General features: G+C 51.5%; 13 protein-coding genes. 3 read left to right on the top strand and 10 right to left on the bottom strand.

All coding sequences use genetic code 11. From position 1 onward, the window contains the following. Nucleotides 1-116 precede the first annotated feature (116 nt). Together ABDW72_RS19395 and ABDW72_RS19390 are read left to right on the top strand one after the other, a co-directional pair. Entirely contained in the window at nucleotides 117-1,490 is a 1,374-nt protein-coding gene (locus ABDW72_RS19395) for a LutB/LldF family L-lactate oxidation iron-sulfur protein (RefSeq protein ID WP_347160266.1), read from the top strand. A gap of 333 nt (nucleotides 1,491-1,823) precedes the next feature. Continuing rightward, nucleotides 1,824-2,282, top strand: coding sequence for an Lrp/AsnC ligand binding domain-containing protein (locus tag ABDW72_RS19390; protein WP_347160265.1), 459 nt, complete (start codon nucleotides 1,824-1,826; stop codon nucleotides 2,280-2,282). An 84-nt stretch (nucleotides 2,283-2,366) separates the two neighbouring features. On the opposite strand, the gene ABDW72_RS19385 is transcribed toward ABDW72_RS19390, so the two are convergent. The 5 genes from ABDW72_RS19385 to ABDW72_RS19365 form a co-directional block, all read right to left on the bottom strand. Beyond that, nucleotides 2,367-3,623 carry a pyridoxal phosphate-dependent aminotransferase gene (locus ABDW72_RS19385; protein ID WP_347160264.1) on the bottom strand — a complete coding sequence of 419 codons (1,257 nt, stop codon included), beginning with the start codon at nucleotides 3,621-3,623 and terminating at the stop codon, nucleotides 2,367-2,369. A 173-nt stretch (nucleotides 3,624-3,796) separates the two neighbouring features. After that, nucleotides 3,797-4,972, bottom strand: coding sequence for a DUF4407 domain-containing protein (locus ABDW72_RS19380; RefSeq protein ID WP_347160263.1), 1,176 nt, complete (start codon nucleotides 4,970-4,972; stop codon nucleotides 3,797-3,799). 797 nt (nucleotides 4,973-5,769) lie between these two features. Beyond that, nucleotides 5,770-7,152: an FAD-dependent oxidoreductase gene (locus ABDW72_RS19375; protein WP_347160262.1), complete on the bottom strand. Its 1,383-nt coding sequence runs from the start codon at nucleotides 7,150-7,152 to the stop codon at nucleotides 5,770-5,772. Nucleotides 7,153-7,219: 67 nt separating this feature from the next. Continuing rightward, nucleotides 7,220-7,828, bottom strand: coding sequence for an alpha-ketoglutarate-dependent dioxygenase AlkB family protein (locus ABDW72_RS19370; RefSeq protein WP_347160261.1), 609 nt, complete (start codon nucleotides 7,826-7,828; stop codon nucleotides 7,220-7,222). An 18-nt stretch (nucleotides 7,829-7,846) separates the two neighbouring features. Further along, complete coding sequence (locus ABDW72_RS19365) at nucleotides 7,847-9,121, bottom strand: cation:proton antiporter (protein WP_347160260.1); 1,275 nt, start codon at nucleotides 9,119-9,121, stop codon at nucleotides 7,847-7,849. 126 nt (nucleotides 9,122-9,247) lie between these two features. On the opposite strand from ABDW72_RS19365, the gene ABDW72_RS19360 reads away from it, so the two are divergent. Continuing rightward, nucleotides 9,248-10,633 (top strand): alanine/glycine:cation symporter family protein, encoded by a 1,386-nt coding sequence (locus ABDW72_RS19360; protein ID WP_347160259.1) that lies wholly within the window; start codon nucleotides 9,248-9,250, stop codon nucleotides 10,631-10,633. Nucleotides 10,634-10,688: 55 nt separating this feature from the next. Here ABDW72_RS19360 and ABDW72_RS19355 read toward each other — a convergent pair whose 3' ends face one another. The 5 genes from ABDW72_RS19355 to ABDW72_RS19335 all read right to left on the bottom strand — a co-directional run bounded on the left by ABDW72_RS19355 (nucleotide 10,689) and on the right by ABDW72_RS19335 (nucleotide 16,054). Then, nucleotides 10,689-11,216 carry a GNAT family N-acetyltransferase gene (locus tag ABDW72_RS19355; RefSeq protein WP_347160258.1) on the bottom strand — a complete coding sequence of 176 codons (528 nt, stop codon included), beginning with the start codon at nucleotides 11,214-11,216 and terminating at the stop codon, nucleotides 10,689-10,691. Nucleotides 11,217-11,418: 202 nt separating this feature from the next. Continuing rightward, nucleotides 11,419-12,690 (bottom strand): kynureninase, encoded by a 1,272-nt coding sequence (kynU, locus tag ABDW72_RS19350; protein ID WP_347160257.1) that lies wholly within the window; start codon nucleotides 12,688-12,690, stop codon nucleotides 11,419-11,421. Between the two features lie 158 nt (nucleotides 12,691-12,848). Further along, entirely contained in the window at nucleotides 12,849-13,925 is a 1,077-nt protein-coding gene (locus ABDW72_RS19345; RefSeq protein ID WP_347160256.1) for a hypothetical protein, read from the bottom strand. 165 nt (nucleotides 13,926-14,090) lie between these two features. Continuing rightward, complete coding sequence (locus ABDW72_RS19340; protein WP_347160255.1) at nucleotides 14,091-15,167, bottom strand: amidohydrolase family protein; 1,077 nt, start codon at nucleotides 15,165-15,167, stop codon at nucleotides 14,091-14,093. 359 nt (nucleotides 15,168-15,526) lie between these two features. Beyond that, complete coding sequence (locus ABDW72_RS19335) at nucleotides 15,527-16,054, bottom strand: 3-hydroxyanthranilate 3,4-dioxygenase (protein WP_347160254.1); 528 nt, start codon at nucleotides 16,052-16,054, stop codon at nucleotides 15,527-15,529. Nucleotides 16,055-16,128: the final 74 nt, after the last annotated feature.

Here is a 16,128-nt window from a genome sequence, read left to right as displayed (position 1 = left end):
AAGTTTAGCACGAATAGCTTTCCAGGAAAACACCCTAACTTTAAGGGTGTTTTCTTTTTTTTAGGAAGCACCTGCAGGTGTAGCCTTTACACCCTGTAACCGTAGGGAATGACAGTATGAGTAAGTTAAAACAGTTTCTGCAGGACGCGGAGACCAAGGCATTTGACCAGGGGCACCGGTCCACCATCAAGTTCAACATCGGCAAGTATAACGCCGCGGTGCAGCGGGGCCTCACCCAGTATACCGACCACGAGCTGGCCCGGGAGCGGGCTTCCTATATCAAGACCAACACCATCAACAACTTAGACAAGTACCTGATGGAGTTTGAGTCGAACTTTACGGCGCGGGGCGGCAAGGTGATCTGGGCGCGGGATGCGCAGGAGGCGCTGAAGGAAGTGGGCGAGATCATGAAGCGCAAGCGCGCCCGCTCGGTGGTCAAGTCAAAATCCATGAGCACGGAGGAGATTCACCTGAACGACTACCTGGAGAAGAACGGCATCGACGTGGTGGAGACGGACCTGGGCGAGTACATTGTGCAACTGGCCGAGCAGCGCCCGTACCACATCGTAACGCCGGCCATGCACATGTCGAAAAAGGACATTGCCGACCTGTTTATGCGCAAGCTGGGCATACAACCTACCGACGACGCGCAGGAGCTGGTACTCACGGCCCGTAAGCTGCTCCGCGACAAGTATACGGCGGCCGAGGTGGGCATCACGGGCGGCAACTTCCTGCTGGCCGACATCGGCGGCATCGCCGTAACGGAGAACGAGGGCAATGCCCGCCTCTCCACCACCTTCCCTAAAACGCACATCGCCATCGTGGGCATCGAGAAGATGCTGCCTTCGGTGATGGACCTGGACCTGTTCTGGCCTCTGCTGAGCACCAGCGGCACCGGCCAGAACGTGACCGTGTACAACACCATCCTTTCCGGCCCGCGCCAGCCCCACGAGAAGGACGGCCCGGAGGAGATGTACGTGATCTTACTCGACAACGGCCGCACCGACCTGCTGGCGCTGCCCGAGAAGCGGGAGGCGCTCAACTGCATCCGCTGCGGCGCCTGCCTCAACGTGTGCCCGGTCTACAAAAACATCGGTGGCCATACCTATGAGAGCACCTACAGCGGCCCCATCGGCTCGGTAATCACGCCGCACTACAACGGCATGGCCGAAAACAAGCACCTGAGCTTTGCCAGCTCGCTGTGCGGCGCCTGCACCTCGGTGTGTCCTGTCAAGATCAACATCCACAACCTGTTGCTCCTCAACCGCAAGCAAAGCGTGGACGAGGGCCTGGCCGACAAGCAGGAAACCACCGCCTTTAAGTTCTGGCTCAAAGCCATGAAAAGCCGCACGCTGCTGAACCTGGCCCCCGCCGGCGTCAAGAACTTTGTGCTGAAGCAGGTGCTGAAAGATACCTGGAGCAAACGCCGCGAGCCGCTGCACGTGCCCAAGAAGTCGTTCAACCAGCTCTGGAAGGAGCGGCAATCTTAACACATAAAGTGGCCTGCAGGTAGTACCTGCAGGCCACTTTGCTTTTTTGTGCTTACCTGGTGCAGCCGGTTCTTATTGACACCTTCATCAACAGGGTTAAAAAACAGGTATAGCTCCTATTTTGCTGTTATTTTGGCAATCAAAGATAAATTTTAGCTGCTTTAAGCTACAATTCAATAAAAAAAAGCGATATTTGTTTTTAAAATTGGCAAAAACCGTTCATAAGCTGCAAAACGCATTTTGCAGTCAATATAGTTGCTCCAGCGTTAAGGATATTTAAATAGATAACAGCGATAATAACAACTTTGTTAAAAAGACCAAGTATAGAAAGGTATGCATTACGAAATTGATAATTTAGATAAGCAAATTCTGCAATTATTAATGCAGGATGTTACCCGCGCCTATACTGACATTGCGAAGGAGTTGAATGTATCTGGCGGCACCATACATGTGCGCATGAAAAAGCTCAATGAGATGGGTGTCGTGAAAGGGGCGCAGCTGCTGGTAAACCCTTCTGCTGTTGGGTTTGATATCTGCGCGTTTATTGGGGTATACCTGGAGAAAGGCTCTGAGTATAAAGATGCGGTGGAACAGATGCGCCAGATACCTGAAATTGTGGAACTACACTATACAACCGGCTCTTATAGCATGTTCGCCAAAATCATCTGCCGCGACACCAAGCACCTGCGGGAGGTACTGAACGAAAAGTTGCAGGCCATAGAAGGCGTACAGCGTACCGAAACCCTTATATCGCTCGAAGAAAGTATAAGCCGGCAGATCACGATAGAATAACAGAATAAAAAAGAGCCATTGCAATAGAAATGCAATGGCTCTTTTTTGTACCGTCTCCTGCTAACAGGAACGTTCGGCTTATACTTAGCTTAACTTTTGCAGCGCCTCGCGCAGCCTTCCAACTGATGCTTCAATATCCTCCAGCGAAGCCCCTCCTACGGACAACCTGAACCAGTTAAGGTCGCGGCTGGAACCAAAGGCCGAGAACGGCACAACAGCCAGTTTAGCCTCCTGCAGCACATAAAAGGTTATATCCTGGCTGGTCTGCAGCACCTGGCCTTCTGGCGTGGTTTTGCCGGCCACATCTATTTTCACGGACAGGTAGATCGCTCCCATCGGCACTATGGCATCTACGGCAAAGCCTTCGGCCTTCAGCTGCTGAAATCCATCATAAAGCACATCCAGACTGTGCTGCACCTTCGGCTTAAACTCCTGCATAAAGTTTTCTACTGCTTCCGGCTGGCTCATAAATGCAGCGGTAGCCATCTGCTCGGCTTTCGGAGCCCAGGCGCCGATGTGGCCCAGTATGGCTTTCATGCGGTCCATGACGTTGGCAGGTCCGAAAGCGTAGCCTACACGCACCCCTGTGGCGGCAAAGCACTTGGAAGTACCATCGATGTATACCACGTACTCTTTTAGCTCCGGGCGCAGGCTTACCGGATCGTAATGCTCGGCTGTGCCAAAGGTCAGCATCCAGTAGATCTGGTCATAGAGGATGTAGAGTGGCTTTTCTCCTTCACCGCGGCTACGGTTCTCTTCCAGCACCAGGTCGCAGATCTCCTCCAGATCTTTTTTAGTGAACATGGTACCTGTCGGGTTCAGCGGCGAGCACAGCGCCAGCAGCGTAGCTCCTTTCAGGTGCGGCTTTACGTCAGCAGCCGTGGGCATAAAGTTATTTTCGGGCCGGGTTTCTACCATCACTGGCGTAGCACCCGAAAGGTGACAGTAGTGGTTGTTGTTCCATGATGGCGTCGGGAATACCACTTTATCACCCGGATCGACCAGCGTCAGGTAGGTAGCATAAATGAGCGGCCGGGAGCCACCGGCCACCAGGATATCGTTTTCAGGATATGAAAGTCCCAGCTTCTCTTTAGTAAAAGCAGCCACGGCATTGCGCAACACCGCCACCCCATTGGCAGGCGGATAATTGGTTTGGCCCTGGTCATATGCCAGTTTAATCTGCTTTTTTAGCTCTTCCGGTATCGGGAAGATCGTTGGATTGAAGTCGCCGATGGTGAGGTTGCAAATTGGTTCGCCACGGGCTATCATCGCGTTTACCTCGCCGGCTACCCGTATAATTTCGGAGCCGATCAGGTTCTGGGCCATTTTAGAAACGGTCATGTAGCTTCTGTTTAAGTTCTGCCAAAGGTACGATTTCCATGAACGGAACGCACAGCCGGCGGTAAAAAGTAGTTGTTCCCCTATACGCTGAAAGTCCGGTGAAGAGGTATCCAAACAGGGCCTCTCCACCGGACTTTTTATACTTATTGCGTGGTTTTATAGCTTCCGGCGTGTTACCATTTATAATAGCCGTTCTCCTCGTTGTCGTTCAGGATGTCGGCCGCCGTGTCGGGGCTGCGGTGAATATCTTTTAGCTTGCGCTCTTTCCAAACAGCAGCCGACTCGCGTACCACCTCCAGGTGTGCATCTGACTTCAGGCGCTCTTCCTCGCGTTTGGCGTCCACCTCAAAATCGGTGCGGGCCGCAAACTTAGCGTTGGCTACGGTGGAACGTGTATCGTACTGCTGCTGGCGCTCGGCTACGCGCTGCATCTCCTGTGTGGTGCGCTCGTGCTCTATGCCTTTCAGGATGTCATCGTAAGGGCCTCTGCCGGAGATCAGCTTGGTAAAGATCGGGGCGGTTTCGAGGCAGATGAACAGCAGCGTAATGAAGAACACGGGCAACCAGGGCAGCTTATCCAGCGCATTTACGCGGGCCATTAAGCCATCGTAATGCGTAAAACTCTCCTGCCCCTTTGCTACCGTCTCATCATACTGCTTCATCAGGGCGGCGATGCGCTGCTCCCGCAGGTTTATTTGCTGCTGAGCGCCGGCCTGCAGCAGCTTCAGTTCTTCGTCTACCTTGTCATACTGCCGCTTTTTCTCTTCAAAAATCGGCCCTTTACCTACTTTGCCCGTGCCACCGGTGCCGTCCGCTTCAGCAGCCAGGGCATCGTACAACTTGTTACGTTCCTGCACTTTAGCCGCTACGTCCTGCTGTATACCGGCAATTTCGCTTTTCACAGAATCTACTTCAGAGAATTGCTTTGAAACCAGCGCTTTGTGCTGAATAGCTAGTTCCGCCTGCTTGTCCTTCAGAATTGCCTGAATCTCTTTGTCGAATATCTTCAGTTCCAAGGGCTTGGAGATCACCACGGCCAGCACCAATGCCAGCAGAATACGCGGCGTTACCAGCAGCAGTTCTTTCCAGAACTTACCCTCTTTGCGCAGCGTGGACACAATAAAGCGGTCGAGGTTGAAGATGACAGCCCCCCAGAACAGGCCGAAGACAATGGCCAGCAGCACCGAATCAAAAACGGTGTAGAGCGCATAGCCGCCCGAAATACTAGCCAGCAGCCCTGTAAACAACACCGTAGCGCCCACACCGGCATACTTGATGTGCTCTGATTTGGAGCACTTCTCGAGAATGGTGTCGTCAGCGCCGGCGCACCACCAAAAAAATTTCTTCATTTATCTGTTTTAAGCTGAGTAGATGATCTTGAATCCCTGCGGGAAAGCTGTAACCTGTTTAACGTAAAAAAGCACTAAAGCTATACTTTTTACAAGTATAAATTACTTATAAACAGCGGGCTACCTTTTCAGAGAGCAACAGCAATGGCTTTTGGTTTAGTTCAAGATCTTCTATAGGGGTATTTGGTTTGATTTAGAGCAACAATGAGGCCAACACACTGGCTAAACTATCTAAGCTATGCTTGCTAGCTGTGGTTTATACTTTAACAGGCAGGCTATCCTTACTAGTGGCTGTTTGATGCGCAGTTTTATACTTGTCTTGTTGCATCTTTAGCTTTGGTGCGCTCTAAGCCCGCGAGGGCTCGTCCTCGGGCATCGCGCTGCTTTCGTTTCCTGCCCTCGTGCCTCGGGCTACCTCGCTAAAAAGCTCGGCACCGGAAACTCTCGAGGCGCTCAACCCAAGGACTGGAATCTTTCTCATAGCTACAGCTTATACTTGGGCTCAAGTATAGATTGAAGTTTAAATTAATGAGTTGGCGCGAATCTCCAGATTCGTGACGTGGAGTAAAGGTAAAGTCTTTGACTTCTCTGAACCGAAGGGATAAAGCAGTTCCACGAAGCGAAGCTCCTGCTATACAACTTATACTTCTCCAAAGCAACTACAGAACTTCCTTAGTTAAGGAGGGGCAGGGGTGGTCGGGTTCGGCTCAGCAATCCTACTTTAAAAGCAAAATAGCAGAAGATTTTCAGGCCGCTGCTATTCTATACTTTTTTGACTTGTCGCATAGACAAAAGCGTTACTTCTCCCGCTTATACTGCTTCAGCTTTCCTTTTTGCACCAGCTGTTTTTCAAGTAGTTGCTGTACTTCCGGTTTATTGAAATCTTCTACGGACTGGATGTGCTTCATCACCTTCTTCATGATCTTGTCCTGCTTTTGGCCGGTTTCCAGCGCGTAGGAGTAGGGCAGGTCGGTGAAGGTAACCATGGTGTAGAGCGGAATCCAAGTGTTGGGGTAGCGCTCGCTGATCTTGTTCTCGATCTGCTTGCGCAGCAGGAAACGCGGGTCGGCTACTTTGTCGCGCATCTCTACGAAGTTCTCCACTGCCAGGTCAGCGATGGCATCGGCATTGGGTTTGCGGCGCTGCTCAAACTGGTCGAAAAGTGTTTCCCAATCGTCGTCAAACTGCTCCAGCATTTGGTCCAGCACGGTAATATCCTCGAAGCCGGCGTTCATCCCCTGTCCGTAAAACGGCACTACGGCATGGCTGGCATCCCCTATCAGCAGCGATTTACCTTCGTAGCTCCACGGGAAGCACTTGATGGTAACCAGCGAGCCCACCGGGTTTTCGAAATACTCCTGCGCCAGTTCCGGCATCAGCGGCACGGCATCCGGGAAGTCCATTTTAAAAAAGGCGAGCAGGTCTTCCTCGCTCTTAATGGCCTTAAAAGAATGTTCGCCATCATACGGGAAGAACAGCGTGCAGGTGAAGCTACCATCGATGTTGGGCAGGGCAATCATCATGTAGTTGCCGCGCGGCCAGATGTGGAGGGCATTTTTCTCGAGTGCCCAGCCGCCGTCGGCAGTGGCTGGTATGGTCAGTTCTTTGTAGCCGTACTCCAGGTAATGCTGCTCATAGTTAAACCGCTCGATCTTCTGCATTGCCCCACGCACTACCGAAAAAGCGCCGTCGGCCCCGAAGAGCAGATCGGGATGTATGGTTTCAGTTTCGCCGGATGCCACATTGCGCAGCTGCACTTTATTTTCGCGCAGGTTCACGTCCAGCGCCTGGCGGTTGAAGTGGTAGGTGATGTTGGGGTTCGGCTCCGAGAGATTCATCAGAGCCACATTCAGGCCGCCCCTGGAAACCGAGTATATGGCCTGTCCCTCTTTGTTGTAAGGCAGAAACGACAGGTTGCCCTGCTCGTCGTGCATCATGCGGCCATGCATGGGGATGGCTACTTTGCGCACCTCCTCTTCTATACCAATGCCTTTCAAGGCACGCCAGCCGCGGTCACTGAGAGCCAAATTAATCGAGCGGCCACCGTCTACCATTGTTTTGCGCAGGTCAGGGCGGCGCTCGTAGAGGTCGACTTTATGGCCGCGCTTGGCCAGGTACAAAGACAGCAGCGAGCCGACTAAACCAGCTCCCATAATGGCAATGTTCTTTCTTTCTTTCATAGTTGTAGCGGGGCTACCGCCTCTTGGGGCGCAATTTACACCTTTCCGGACGGCAATGGCAAGCTGGCTATACTTTCACGTGCCGGAAGGTGAGGTTGATGCGTGGTTGTACGGCGCGCGAGGTTTTAGGGATGTGGTGCAGCCAGTGGTGCTGGGTGCCGCCCTGCATCAGCAACAGGCTGCCATGCGTAAGGGTTAAACGTATCGGTTTCAAGTCTTTGCGGGCGCGGTGCTTCAGGGCAAAGCGGCGCTCGCCACCCAAACTAAGGCTAGCTATACTTGGCTGCGGCCCTAGTTCCGGTTCATTATCGGCGTGCCAACCCATGCTGTCCTGCCCATTGCGGTAGAGGTTTAGCAGCACGCTGTTATACTTGGTACCGCTAACTTTCTCAACCTGCGCCTTCAGTTCCAGCAACACCGGCAGCCAGGGCTGCGGCTCATTTCGGAGGCCGGAGTAAGTATAGCTTTTATCGCCATACCAGGCTGTGAGGCGCGGCATCGGCAGCAACTTGCCAAACAATTTTATATTTTCCTGCTGCCAGTCTACCTGCTCCAGTAAACGGTCAAAATACGCAGTTGCCTGCTCCGGGGGCAAGAAGTGCGATGCAAAGTATACGTCAGCCTCCGGCAGGGGAAGCTGTTGCAAAAGCGGTGTGTTTGTACGTTCGTCAGCCATACTTCAACGGTACACAGGCTATATCTCGTCGGGTGTTTGATCAGATGCCGGAATGGGGCGGCCGCTTTTTTTTCGCTCGCGGTCTATTTTGCGTATGGCGCCGGTCGCCGTAACCCCATGCAGAATAATGGAGATCATCACAATAAAAGCTACAATAGACCATAAGGCATCTGCCTCCTCAAAGCCTACCCTGTCCAGCGCAAAAGACAAGTAGTAGAACGACCCGATTCCCCGAATGCCAAAGAAACTTACCGCCAGCCGCTCTTTGGTGGTAGAGTACGTTCCCAGCATACTTGGATAAGCGGTAATCGGCCGGATGATAAACAGGAAAACCAGGCCGATCAAAGCTCCTTTCCAGGTCAGGTGGTCCAGAATTCCGGTTACAAGGCCGCCCCCAAATAAAGTAAGCAAGATCACCATCAGGATGCGCTCTACTTGGTTAATGAAATCATGCATCTCGGTGTGGTACTTGCTCTCCGCTTCGTAGCTGCTCATGGTAAGCGACATCACAAACACGGCAATAAAGCCATACCCGTGCAGCATCTCGGTTATGCCATAAGTTACCAGGGTAGCTGAGAGTGCCAGCAGGCCGTCCTGTGCCTTCGGAAAATTCGTTTTTTTAGGAAGTATAAAAATGAGGTAAGCCAGCCCGCGCCCGATCAGGTAGCCGGCCCCCACACCTGCCACTACTTTGTAGAGTACATCGCGCAGCAGCCAGTCGCCTAGCCAATCGCCTTTAGTGCTGGCGGCAATAGCCAGCACTACTGCCAGCCAGGTGAAGGGAAAGGCCGATCCGTCGTTCAGCCCGGCTTCGGCCGTCAAAGAAAAGCGCACCACATCTTCCTCCTTGTCGTTGGGTGGCCCTACCTGCACCTGCTCAGCCAGCACCGGGTCGGTAGGAGCTAAAACAGCCCCCAGCAACACAGCCGCCGCCACCGAGAACCCCAGCACGCTCCACCCCAGCCAGGCCAGCGCTCCGATACTTAACAGCATGGTGATACTGATCAGCCGGAGCGGGATGCGCCATCTTTTTATACCGAACCGCCGCCTAATCTTTAAGCCGGTGCCCATCAGCGAAATGATCACGCTAAGCTCCGTCAGGCGCACAACATAATCTTCACGCCAGATCGGGTCCGGAGAAGGCAGTCCTAAAGGCAGCAGGTAGATCACCATCCCCAGCAGCAGGAAGATGATCGGGTATGAGACCAGCGTGCGCTCCATGATGTGCGGTACCCAAGTCATCGAAAGCGCCGCTATACCTATCACTGTGAGCGCCACTATATAATCGTTCATTTCTGTATTCCGTTCTTAGCCCGATATCCTCTCGCCCCTGCCCCGCCCTATTTGCGTAGTAGGCTTACCTATGTACTTCGGTCTTTGTTGCCTATCTTTATACTTATACATCAGCTATAGAACAATTTGAAAGTATTAGAGCAGTTTTTAGTAAATTTTAGCAATGCAGCCTGGGGCCTGCCTCTGTTGCTCCTGCTTATGGGCGGTGGCTTTTTCTTTATGTTATACTCCCGATTCTTGCCGTTCCGCTACCTCGGGCATGCCATCAACGTGCTGCGGGGCAAGTATGATGATCCCGATGATCCGGGCGATATCAGCCATTTTGAAGCGCTCTCCAGCGCGCTGGCAGCTACCGTAGGAATGGGCAACATCAGCGGGGTGGCGGTAGCCATTGCTACCGGTGGTCCGGGCGTGCTGTTCTGGATGTGGGTGAGCGCCTTTGTAGGCATGGCCACCAAGTTTTTTACCTGCTCCTTATCGGTGATGTACCGCGGCAAGGACAGCAACGGCGATCCGCAGGGAGGGCCCATGTATGTGATCATCGAAGGGTTGGGAAGGAAATGGCGGCCGCTATCTGTGTTCTTTGCCGTGGCAGGCTTATTTGGCGCCCTGCCTATTTTTCAAGCCAACCAACTCACCCAAGTACTCCGCGAAGTGGTGCTGGTACCCAACGGGCTGGGCTTGACCAATCCTTTTTACGCCAACCTCACTACGGGAATCGTCTTGGTTCTGATCACGTCGCTGGTGATTTTTGGTGGCATAAAACGCATCGGGCAGGTGGCCAGTAAAATGGTTCCGGGTATGGTGGTGCTCTACATGCTGGCCGTTTTTTACATCATGGCATCTAACTATACCAGTATACCCGGCGCTTTTGCACTCATTCTGGAAGATGCTTTTACGGCAAAGGCCATGTTGGGTGGAGCCATTGGGGCCATCATCATAGCAGGAGCACGAAGGGCCGCCTTCTCCAACGAAGCCGGCATCGGCACCGCCTCGATGATGCACGGTGCCGCCAAAACGGACGAACCGATTCGCGAGGGCTTAGTGGCAATGCTGGGTCCGCTCATCGACACGCTGGTGGTGTGTACTCTTACAGGGTTGGCCATCATCGTGACGGGTACCTGGAAAGATTCGCAAACCAACGGTGTATCCGTAACAGCGGAGGCATTCGATAGCGCCATGCCTGGCTTCGGAAGCTATATACTGGTGGTGTGCGTGCTGATCTTCGCATTCACCTCGCTCTTTTCCTACTCCTACTATGGCACCAAATGCTTCGGCTTTCTTTTCGGGGCAAAGTATAAAAACTACTATAACTACTTTTATGTGTTCACGATTCTGCTGGGCGCTACCGCTTCTATTACTGCCGTTATCAGCTTAATCGACGGCATGTATGCGATGATGGCTATTCCTACGATGACCTCTGCCCTGCTGCTCTCGCCGAAGGTGATGGCGGCTGCCCGGGATTATTTCAGGAGAATGAAGCAGTTTAAGCGGGAAGTAATGGAGGTATAAGTAGCGGTGTTTCCCTGAATTATTTGTTTAAAGATAGAAGATAATGTAGCAGGTTTTACGATGGCTTATTTACAAACTCATAGAGTAAAAGTTCTTCATCATCATCTGGCAGTTGCACCATGCCTTTAAACTTCAACCCTAATTTCTCTAGAAGCTTTTGAGATGCCACATTGTCTTTGGTAGTAATTGCTCTTATCCGGGATATGCTAAACTCTTCTATTCCGGCTCGTTTAACCTCCTTGGCAGCTTCAAAAGCATATCCCTTCTGTTCATGTTCCGGAAGAAACGCAAATCCAATGTCTATCCCTTCCAGCCCATCCCTGTCGTAAAGACCGCAGATTCCCAACTTTACATTATCCGATTTCCTGATGAGCGTATAGTTCCCATACCCATGCTTTTCTAACTGGGGCTGCATCTTATTTCTAATATACTCCTTTGCTTCCTCTACAGACCTGACGTTTCTATCCCCTATATACTGTATCCACTTGGGAGCATTTAGCAACTCGTATATGAAAGGGGCATCTTCCTCAGAAGTAGGCTTTAAGATCAACCTTTCTGTTTCAAATGATTTGTATGAGGCCATCAGGTTTGTTCTAATTAGCAATGTTAGTCGTAAGCCTATGAACGAGGCGTAGCCAAGGATGAAGGCTTAACTCTGTTGGCTGATGTTATTCTAACATGCTACCAAAGATTACAGTTAGCCATAACTGGACTACCGAATACAACATCAAACCCAGAATAGTATTTATAGCTTTATTTTTCTTGCACCGCCACTTCTAACTATTTTAATCCTGCAGACACTGGTGCAGAATCTCAGAGAAGCGGTATACTTCTTCGAAGCTGTTGTAAAGCGGTGCCGGGGCTACCCGGATCACGTTTGGCTCCCGGTAATCTACAATGATCTTCGCCGCCATCAGCATATCAAACAGCTGGCGGGCGTTTTGCTTTACCAGCAACGAAATCTGGGCTCCCCGGGCCTTGGGGTTGCTGGGCGTGATCATCTCCAGCACCTCCTGGCCGGCATGCACATCGTTGATCAGGAATTCCAGGTAACCGGTGAGCTTCTCACTTTTGGCGCGCAGATTGTCCATACCCGCTTCGTCGAACAGCTCCAGCGAAGCGCGGTGCACCGCCATCGGCAGGATCTGGCCGTTGCTTACCTGCCAGCCGGCCGCCCCTTCCATCGGAATAAAGCCTTTTTTCATCTGAAAACGTGACGCCGCATCATGCCCCCACCAGCCGGCAAAACGCGGAATGTCGGGGTTGTTGCCATGGCGCTCGTGCACAAAAATACCGGAGGTGCCACCCGGACCAGAGTTCAAGTATTTATAGGTACACCAGGCTGCAAAATCTACGTTCCAGTCGTGCAGTTGGAGCGGGACGTTGCCAGCCGCATGCGCCAAGTCGAAACCCACCACAGCGCCTGCTTCGTGGCCTGCCTTGGTAATGGCTTCCATGTCAAACACCTGCCCGGTATAGTAGTTGATGCCGCCCATCATCACCAACGCTAGTTCCTCGCCATGCTCCTGTATCTTTTGCAGGATGTCTTCGGTGCGCAAAGTATACTCTCCCTTCCGCGGAAACAGCTCAATGATCGCGTCCTCGGGAGTATAGCCATGTAATTTCGTCTGCGTTTCCAGCGCATACTGATCGGATGGGAACGCCCCGCCTTCCATCATCACCTTAAAGCGCTTGCCCTGCGGCCGGTAAAACGATACCAGCAGCAGGTGCAGATTCACGGTGAGCTGGTTCATGATCACCACCTCGTTTTCTTTGGCGCCCACCACGCGGGCAGCGGCAGGAGCGAGCAATTCATGGTAGTTGATCCACGGTTCTTCACCCTTAAAGTGGCCTTCTACCGCCAGATTAGCCCATTTATACATCTCGTTGTCGATGTACATCTGCGCCGACTTTGGCTGCAGCCCCAACGAGTTGCCGCAGAAGTAGATAGCGTCCTGCTTATTTACCTGCGGAAAATAAAACTTGTCTTTAAAGTGGCGTAAGGGGTCGTTCTGGTCTTGCTCCTGCGCAAAGGCAAGGGTATTCTGATAGTTCATGTAGTGCGGAATGTTTTATACATAAGCTGTTAGCTATGCGAAGATAAGATATAATCAGAAGCAATACCGACAATTCCTGCACTGATACCTGGGGAAAATGGAACACTTTGCTAATGCATCTTGCTTTTCCTGCCTCCTTTGTGAATGGCTGTTACAGTTTACCAGGATGTTTTCCCAAAATCATACTTCAGGCCAACGCTAAATGATTTAGGAATTTCATCTAATCGCAGCAGGTAATTGATTTCAGCATAAAAAGCCAGCTTAGACCAGGGCTTTACCTCAAATCCTAAACCAGGGCTAAATCCAGGCAGGAGCGCTAAGTGGCTGTACGTTTGCTGCTCTCCCTCTTCTGTCTCGACTAAATATGCTACATCCGCTAATTGTACCAGCAGGTATACGCCATAAGTTTCTGCTTTTTTGAAGGCGTATTCGTACCTGAAGCCTAACCCTGTTGCCTCTATGCGATCGCCTCCCAGTCTATGATAAGAGTGATCGAAGGAAACTTTTAGGGAATGGCGGCTATGCTTTGAGAAATAGTACTGCAGCCCTAGCATTTGACCAGATGAGCGACTTGTTACAGGATTGTCCGGTGAAGAGCCGTAGTGACTGTATTGGGCAAAGAAGACCCAGTTGTGTTCTTTTGCTGATGCATTATCAGACCTCCAGGAATAAGAGATATTCCCTTTGTTATAATCTAAAACCAGTTTGGTCAGGTCTTTTTCATTCAGGCTGGTTTTCGTTATTCCTTCAAGCAGGTCAAACCGGTTAGCCATCAGCGAACTGAGCGTCCCAATATACTTATTATCCTTTCGTTTGTATACTGTTCCGCCTTGTCTTACCTCTACATCATTGTTCTCAAGCCTATACAAGGTGTTGCCCTTCGATACATAATAATACACGGTGGCATTATTCTCCATCATCATTAAACTAATTCCGGGAGACTCAATTAACGATTGCAGGAGCAGCGCAGAGCTATCGTTATTTACTCGATAGTATTTTGTTATAAATTTTTCCCCGTTATCAAGTTTAATAGTTTGTACCTGCTTCGGTTCATACACCTTCTTTACCCCCATCTCATCGTAAAGAATAACCTCGGAAGGGCTATCATAGAAGTACGTGATGGCACCTGTTAAAACGTCCCCGCTTGCGAGGGTCATACTGCCTTTCTCCGTTTGTATTTGCGCAAATGCAGCAGTTGAGGATAGTATTAAAATGAGTAAAAGTTTAAATTTCATAAATAATTAAACAAGGTAAATGGGATCGCTTTAAGTGATTGCCTTAGAGTAGCTAAACATAGCTAAATTATTTAGTTCTCTTCATGCTTTCATACAAAACTCGCAGCTAAATTATGGATTCTCGCCCTAATACCTCGCTCAAAATGTAGTACTTGTTATGCTCTTTTATGTCTTCGTTGCAGATATTACCCCCTCCTGTACAAACTGCGCTTTCTGCAGGCCAAGCCATTCCAGGGCAGAACCACTCAGCAGGCGCTCTTTGGTGTGCAGGTCGTAAGGCATGGAGGAGATTAATTTGCCGGGCTCCAGTTCGCCAAGCGGAAAGGGATAGTCGGAGCCGAGGGCAATGCTGTTAGCGCCCACCAGGTTCACCAGGTAATCCAGAGCGGCGGGGTCGTGCACCAGCGAGTCGAGGTAAAACTTGCCCAGGTAGTCGCGCGGGTTTACGTTGTTGTCCACGGCGCAAAGGTCGGGGCGCACTTCAAAGCCGTGCGCGATGCGGCCAATGGTGGCCGGGAAAGAACCGCCACCATGCGCAAATGCCACCCGCAGTTTCGGCAGCCGTTCCAGTACACCGCCAAAGATGAGCGAACAGATGGCCATACTTGTTTCGGCGGGCATGCCCACCAGCCACGGCAGCCAGTATTTGCTCATCTTCTTTTTGCCATACATGTCCCAGGGATGCACGAAAATGGCAGCGCCCAATGTCTCGGCAGCTTCGAAGACAGGAAAAAGCTCGGGCGCTTCTAAGTTCCACTCGTTGATGTGGGTGCCAATCTGTACCCCCGCCATCCCCAGCTCTTTTACGCACCGCTCCAGTTCCTTTACTGCCAGCTCCGGGGCCTGCATCGGCAAGGTGCCCAGGCCTACAAAGCGGTCGGGGTAATCGGCTACAATGCCGGCAATGTGGTCGTTCAGCAGCCGCGACAAATCATAGGTGTGCTCCGGCTTGGCCCAATAGCTGAACATCACCGGCACCGTACTCAGCACCTGCACGCCTACGCCAAACTGGCTGCACTCGTGCATGCGCACCTTGGGGTCCCAGCAGTTGTCCTGTATTTCGCGGAAGAATTTGTCGTCCATCATCATGCGGGCACAGCAGGGCTTGTGGTGCTCCAGCCGGATAAAGCCGCCATACCCGTACTGATCCCGCAGGTTCGGCCAGGTAGCCGGCAGAATGTGCGTGTGGATGTCCACTTTCAGCAGGTCATCAACAGGATGTATAGGCATATTTTCTGGCATAGGCAATGGGTAAGTATAAGGCTATACGCACAGGGTTTGGTAAGGGCAACTGAAACGGCCTTTACTCCTTTTTAGGATACAAGACACAGGACGTAAGACACAAGACCCTTCTCTTTTAGCACTCACGGGCGCGGGCTTGCAGCCCGTGTCCTTCACACCATGAGTTGTTTGCTGATGAATGGTCGTGTCGGTGCCTGCACGGCTAACCTTACGACTTCCTACAAAACTTCGCTACCGCAAGTTTGAGCAAAGTAGCAACTTGTAGTGAACTTAAAGCCAACTTCTAACTAGCGCTTGGCCCACTTGCCTGGTGGTGTAGCTTACAAAACGAAGGTCTTGTGTCTTACGTCCTGTGTCCTTTACATCGGTTTGGCTGGCGGCGCCATCACTTCGCCGCAGTTGCTGCAGGTGCGGTGCTCCACGCTCTCCCAGAAGTTGTTCATGATCACGGGTAGCTGCTCCACAATGTCAGTAACATCGGCAAACTCCTCATAGAGTTTGTGGCCGCAATTCTCGCAAAACCACAGAAAGCCATCCTGCTCGCCGGGTTTGCGGTAGCGCTCCACTACCAGCCCAACTGTGTTGGCGGGGCGGCGGGGTGAGTGCGGCACATGGGGCGGCACCAGAAAGATCTCCCCTTCTTTAATCGGCACATCCACCGGCTTGCCATCTTCAATGATCTTCAGCACAATGTCACCTTCCAGTTGATAAAAAAATTCCTCGCCAGCATCGTCGTGGTAGTCCTTGCGGGAGTTGGGACCACCCACTACCATGATGATGAAGTCTTCGTTGCCTTTGTATACTACCTGGTTGCCTACAGGTGGCTTGAGCAGGTGGCGGTTTTCGTCAATCCACTTCTTAAAATTAAAAGGTCGTAGTATAGCCATTTTCTAGTTGCATTAGATGAACAGTTGAAAGTACGAAAAAGGAAGCATAAATGGCAATTTCCAACTCCCCGGGG

The organism is Pontibacter chitinilyticus, assembly GCF_039748935.1.
GTDB lineage: Bacteria > Bacteroidota > Bacteroidia > Cytophagales > Hymenobacteraceae > Pontibacter > Pontibacter chitinilyticus.
Note: the sequence above shows the minus strand (reverse complement) of the source record. Positions and strands in the feature narration are given on the sequence as shown.